5 protein-coding genes and 1 tRNA gene are annotated in these 5,118 nt (G+C 71.6%); 4 read left to right on the forward strand and 2 right to left on the reverse strand.

Annotated features, from left to right (window positions below):
- Window positions 1-135: 135 nt before the first annotated feature.
- Window positions 136-220: transfer RNA gene (locus ACFRQN_RS39795), tRNA-Leu, on the reverse strand.
- Between the two features lie 304 nt (window positions 221-524).
- Between ACFRQN_RS39795 and ACFRQN_RS39800 the strand changes: the two genes are divergently transcribed.
- The 3 genes from ACFRQN_RS39800 (at window position 525) to ACFRQN_RS39810 (ending at window position 3,587) form a co-directional block, all read left to right on the forward strand.
- Complete coding sequence (locus ACFRQN_RS39800; protein ID WP_049659731.1) at window positions 525-1,856, forward strand: M20/M25/M40 family metallo-hydrolase; 1,332 nt, start codon at window positions 525-527, stop codon at window positions 1,854-1,856.
- 279 nt (window positions 1,857-2,135) lie between these two features.
- Entirely contained in the window at window positions 2,136-2,378 is a 243-nt protein-coding gene (locus ACFRQN_RS39805) for a chaplin (protein WP_074002312.1), read from the forward strand.
- Between the two features lie 327 nt (window positions 2,379-2,705).
- On the forward strand, window positions 2,706-3,587 hold the full coding sequence (locus tag ACFRQN_RS39810) for a chaplin family protein (protein ID WP_380745520.1): 882 nt from the start codon (window positions 2,706-2,708) through the stop codon (window positions 3,585-3,587).
- 157 nt (window positions 3,588-3,744) lie between these two features.
- Here ACFRQN_RS39810 and ACFRQN_RS39815 read toward each other — a convergent pair whose 3' ends face one another.
- Window positions 3,745-3,954, reverse strand: coding sequence for a DUF5703 family protein (locus ACFRQN_RS39815; protein WP_037901221.1), 210 nt, complete (start codon window positions 3,952-3,954; stop codon window positions 3,745-3,747).
- Between the two features lie 363 nt (window positions 3,955-4,317).
- Between ACFRQN_RS39815 and ACFRQN_RS39820 the strand changes: the two genes are divergently transcribed.
- Entirely contained in the window at window positions 4,318-4,923 is a 606-nt protein-coding gene (locus ACFRQN_RS39820; protein ID WP_049660402.1) for a hypothetical protein, read from the forward strand.
- The last annotated feature ends 195 nt before the right edge of the window (window positions 4,924-5,118 follow it).

The following is a 5,118-nucleotide window of genomic DNA, read 5'->3' on the forward strand; positions in this document are numbered from 1 at the left end:
CCCGGATTCCCGGCCGGTTCCCACCGGCCGGGCATCCGCCCGTGGCGGTCGCACCACAGCGGTGACCCGCGCCACAGGGGCGATCCGCACCGGAAAAGCAGAAAGGCCCCAGATCAACTGGGGCCTTTCTTTCGGTGTCCGAGGGGGGACTTGAACCCCCACGCCCGATAAAGGGCACTAGCACCTCAAGCTAGCGCGTCTGCCATTCCGCCACCCGGACTAGGTGTCGTCCTCGCGGCTTCCGATCTCTCGTCCGTCGCGCTGACAGATGTAACTGTAGCAAAGATCGGCTTGGGGTCCCAAAACGGTTTCCGGCGGGCTCCCGGCGGGCGGGTCCGACGGGTGGCGGGGGCAAGGGGCGGCGTGTGGCGGGGGCGTGACCAGCGGGTTTCGGGAACGTGCGGGGGCTGGATCGGGATCGGGGGCTGGGGGAGGATGGGCGGACGTGCTCGTACGGCCCGGGTGCAGGTCCTGGGGGTGGCGCGCTGGTGCGTCGGTGCGGGCCCAAGACGCGAGGAGTGACCGTGAGCGAGCGGAGCGAGTCGGCGGCGCCGAAGGTGACGGCTGAGTCGGAGGTCGCCGAGATCTGTCGCGATCTGATCCGGATCGACACCAGCAACTACGGGGACGGATCCGGCCCGGGGGAGCGGAAGGCGGCCGAGTACGTGGCCGAGCAGCTCGCCGAGTTCGGGCTGGAGCCGAAGATCTTCGAGTCGGCCAAGGGACGGGCCTCGACCGTGGTCCGGATCGAGGGCGAGGACCGTTCCCGTCCGGGCCTGCTGATCCACGGCCACACCGACGTGGTGCCGGCCAACGCGGCGGACTGGACCCACGACCCGTTCGGCGGTGAGATCGCGGACGGCTGCGTCTGGGGGCGCGGCGCGGTGGACATGAAGGACATGGACGCGATGACCCTGGCGGTCATCCGCGACCGGCTGCGCACCGGGCGCAAGCCCCCGCGCGACATCGTGCTGGCCTTCCTCGCCGACGAGGAGGCCGGCGGCACCTACGGGGCGCGCTTCCTGGTGGACAAGCACCCCGGGCTGTTCGAGGGCGTGACCGAGGCGATCGGCGAGGTCGGCGGCTTCTCCTTCACGGTCAACGACCAGGTCCGCCTCTACCTGGTGGAGACGGCCGAGAAGGGCATGCACTGGATGCGCCTGACGGTCGAGGGCCGGGCCGGCCACGGCTCGATGGAGAACGACGACAACGCGATCACCGAGCTGTGCGAGGCGGTCGCCCGGCTCGGCCGGCACCAGTTCCCGCTGCGGATCACCAAGACCGTCCGGGCCTTCCTGGACGAGCTGTCGGACGCGCTCGGGGTCGAGCTGGACCCGGAGAACATGGACGAGACGCTGCGCGTGCTCGGCGGCATCGCCAAGATGATCGGCACCACGCTGCGGAACACCGCCCAGCCGACCATGCTCGGCGCCGGCTACAAGGTCAACGTGATCCCCGGTCAGGCCACCGCGCACGTGGACGGCCGCTTCCTGCCCGGCTACGAGGAGGAGTTCCTGGCCGAGCTGGACAGCGTGCTCGGCCCGCGCGTGAAGCGCGAGAGCCTGCACTCGGACAAGGCGATCGAGACCGGCTTCGACGGGGCCCTGGTCGAGGCGATGCAGACCGCGCTGCGGGCCGAGGACCCGATCGCCCGCGCGGTGCCGTACTGCCTGTCGGGCGGGACGGACGCCAAGTCCTTCCAGGACCTGGGCATCCGCTGCTTCGGCTTCGCGCCGCTCCAGCTGCCGCCGGAGCTGGACTTCGCCGGGATGTTCCACGGCGTGGACGAGCGGGTGCCGGTGGACGGGCTGAAGTTCGGCGCCCGGGTGCTGGACCGTTTCATCGACGCCTGCTGAGCCGTTCCGCGCGGCGGTGCCCGCGCTGATCAGGTGACTGGGTCGGCCCGCTCCCGGAGTTCCGGGGGCGGGCCGACCGCATTGTCCGAGCTGATGATTGTGGGACAGGAAGAAAGAGATCGACAGAAGCGATTCTGCTCGGAATTCCAGGCCGATCATGTGTGCGAGATCTCACCGTTGCGGGTGAATGGGAGATCCACTCCGTACCCCGTTTGCCGCAGCGTCGTTCATCCCTGTGCAGCCCGCCGAACGGGTTGCGTTGTCCATACAGGAGGAATGATGAAGGTCAAGAAGATCGCCGCTGTCGCCGCCGCCACCGGTGGCCTGGTGCTCGCCGCCGCCGGTGTCGCGTCCGCTCAGGGCGGCGCCGCCGCCGAGGGTGTGGCCGCCGGTTCCCCGGGTGTCGTCTCGGGCAACCAGATCCAGGTTCCGGTGCACATCCCGGTCAACCTCTGCGGCAACACCGTGAGCGTCGTGGGCGTGCTGAACCCGGCGTTCGCCAACCACTGCGCCAACTTCTGAGTCGACCTCCGGGCCGTCGGGGCCTGTTGAGCCGACTCACGCGAGCCCCCGGGCGGCGGACGCGCCGCGCCGGGGGCGTTCGCGTCCCCGCCGGGATACCGGATACACGGGATCCGACACGATCACTCGATCGAGTGAAGCGGGGTTTCGTTGCTCAACCTCCCCGTTGGCCTCTCGTTAACCCGTGTGCAGCCGAAGCCCTTGCGTGATTTACGGATATACGGAAATTCCGACTTTTTTGCAAGGTTCATGCCAAGGTCGACACGTCGTCTCGAAATGTCAGGGGAAAACATGAGGAAAGTAGCCAAGAAGGGGATCCTCACGGCCGTGGCCACCGGCAGTGTGCTGGCCTCGACCGCCGGCTACGCCTACGCGGGGGGCGCCGACGCGCAGGGGGTGGCCACCGGTTCACCCGGTGTCGTCTCGGGCAACTCGGTCCAGGTGCCGATCGAGGTGCCGATCAATGCCTGCGGCAACACGATCGATGTGATCGGCTTGCTGAACCCGTCCTTCGGCAACCGCTGTGCCAACGTCAACGGCGGCGGCCATCAGGCGTCCAAGCCCGCCCATGGCGGCCAGTCCGGCGCCACCGGCGCCGGCCGTACCGACAGCTCCGGTGCCAGTGGGAGCCAGGGTGCCACGGCTCCGGCCAGCACCCTCCCGGCCAGCACTCTGCCGGCCAGTACCCTCCCGGCGAGTGCTGTCCCGGACGCCGCGGGTCCGGCCACCAAGGTTCCGGGTGCCGATGGCACGGGTGTCGACGTCCCGGGGGCCGGCGCCTCCGGTGTCGCCGCCAACTCGGCGGGCGTGCTCTCGGGCAACAGCGTCCAGGCGCCGGTGGACGTTCCGGTCAACGCCTGCGGCAACTCGGTGAACGTGGCCGGCGTCGGCAACCCGGCCTTCGGCAACGACTGCGCCAATGTGGAGAAGGTCGAGAAGGTCACCCCGACGCCGCCGGCCGAGGGCTGCGTGGAGACCTGCCCGACCCCGCCGCAGACCTCCTCCGAGGAGGTGACGAGCGTCGCGCGCACCGGCGTGGCTCCGGCCACCTCCGCGTCCTCCGCCGTGGCGCCCGCCGCCAAGCCGGCGCCGTCCGCCCAGCTGGCCACCACCGGTGCCGGCAATGTCGAGCTGCTCGGGGCCGCCGGCCTCGCGATGCTGCTCGGCGGCGGCGTGCTCTACCGCCGGGCCCGGGCCGGCGCCCGCTGACACGGCGGGCGGGGAACCAGGGCGCGCGCTGAACGGGACCGGTGCGCGCCCGCCCCCGGACGTACCTGAGGAACGACGCATCCGCGGCCGCCGAGCGAACGGGCGGCCGCGGACGCGTGAGGGCTCGCTGCCGCCCGGGGCCGCGGTGCCCCGCCCGTCACCAGTTCCGGACCTGCCGGATGATCCGCCGCTTCAGCCGGACCGTCCGGCTGCCGTCGGGGAACAACCGCAGCCGGTCGAGCTCCCAGTGCCCGTACTCGGCGTGCTCGGTGAGCAGTTGGCGCGCCGCGTTGCGCGTGGTGCCGCGCGGCATGCGCAGGGACTGGTACTCGTACTCCGGCTGCCGGACCGGCTTCCGTGGGGTCAAAACGCTCCTCCTGGGGATCACCTTCAGGCAAGCCTACGGCCTGCCCCGGACAGTCGGCCCGGGTATTTCCGGCCGTCCTCCCGTGCGCGGGCGACGGTCGGAACGGGTGCGGCCCCGGCCGCCGACTGACAGTGCATCAGTCCTGTTGCCACTGTGGAGGGGATACCCCGATCCCGGCGCGCGAAGCGGCAGTCGGACGGCCTCGGCGGGCCCGGCGTGCGCCCTCCGCGCCCGCTTCGCGCCGGTGGCGCGTGGGGACGAAGCGGGACGGATCGGACATCAGGGGGGAAGTTGCGGTGAAATCGCGGGTGTAGGTGACAACCGCTGTGCGTGGCGACACCGCGGGGAGATAGCGTCTGCACCATGTCTGATGCCGCGCAGCCCACCATTGCCGAGGTACGCGCCGCCGCTGAGGCGGTCAAGGCCGCCATCGACCGTCATCTGGAAGCGGTGTCAAGCCCCAACGCAGCCGATGATCCCGCCGTCACCGCCGCCTACGAGCAGCTCGCGACGGCGGCCATCGCCTACGACCAGCTCCTGTACGAGGCCTATGACGAGGTCACGCCCTTCGAGATCCCCGGGGACGAGGGCCCCGGCGGGTACCACGGCCCCGAACAGCCCGAGGCGATCAGCGTGTTGATCCGCCGTGACTACCACGTCGTCGACCCCGAGCGGCTGCGTGCCCAGGCCGAGCGGCTGGACGAGTCGCTGACCCCGGGCGGCGCCGGCGCGGGCGGGGTGAACGCCGCGATCGGCGTGCTGTTCGGCGAGTACGAGCCCGACGAGATCGCCGCCCGCAGTGAGGAGTTCGGCCTGGAGGAGGCCGACTCGACGCTCTGGGTCGCGGCCACCGAGCCGACCGAGCCGGGCGAGTGGCTGCCCGAGCCCTTCGAGCACGCCGACCCGCAGCTGCTGATCTGCCGGTTCGACGTGAGCGAGGTCTACGACGACGAGGACCCGGACGACTGACGCGGACAGGACGACCGACGCCGTGCAGGACGGCCGACGGGCGGGCCCGGGAACACCGGGGCCCGCCCGTCGTGCGTTCCGGCCGGCGGCCCCGCGGGGGGGGGGGCGCCGGGGCCCCCGGGCGGTAGCCCGGGGGGCGGTGTCGGGGAGGGCCCCCCCCCCCCCCGGGGGGGGGCGCGGAGCCGGGCGCGCGGC

Source organism: Kitasatospora sp. NPDC056800 (assembly GCF_042789775.1).
Taxonomy (GTDB): Bacteria; Actinomycetota; Actinomycetes; order Streptomycetales; family Streptomycetaceae; genus Kitasatospora.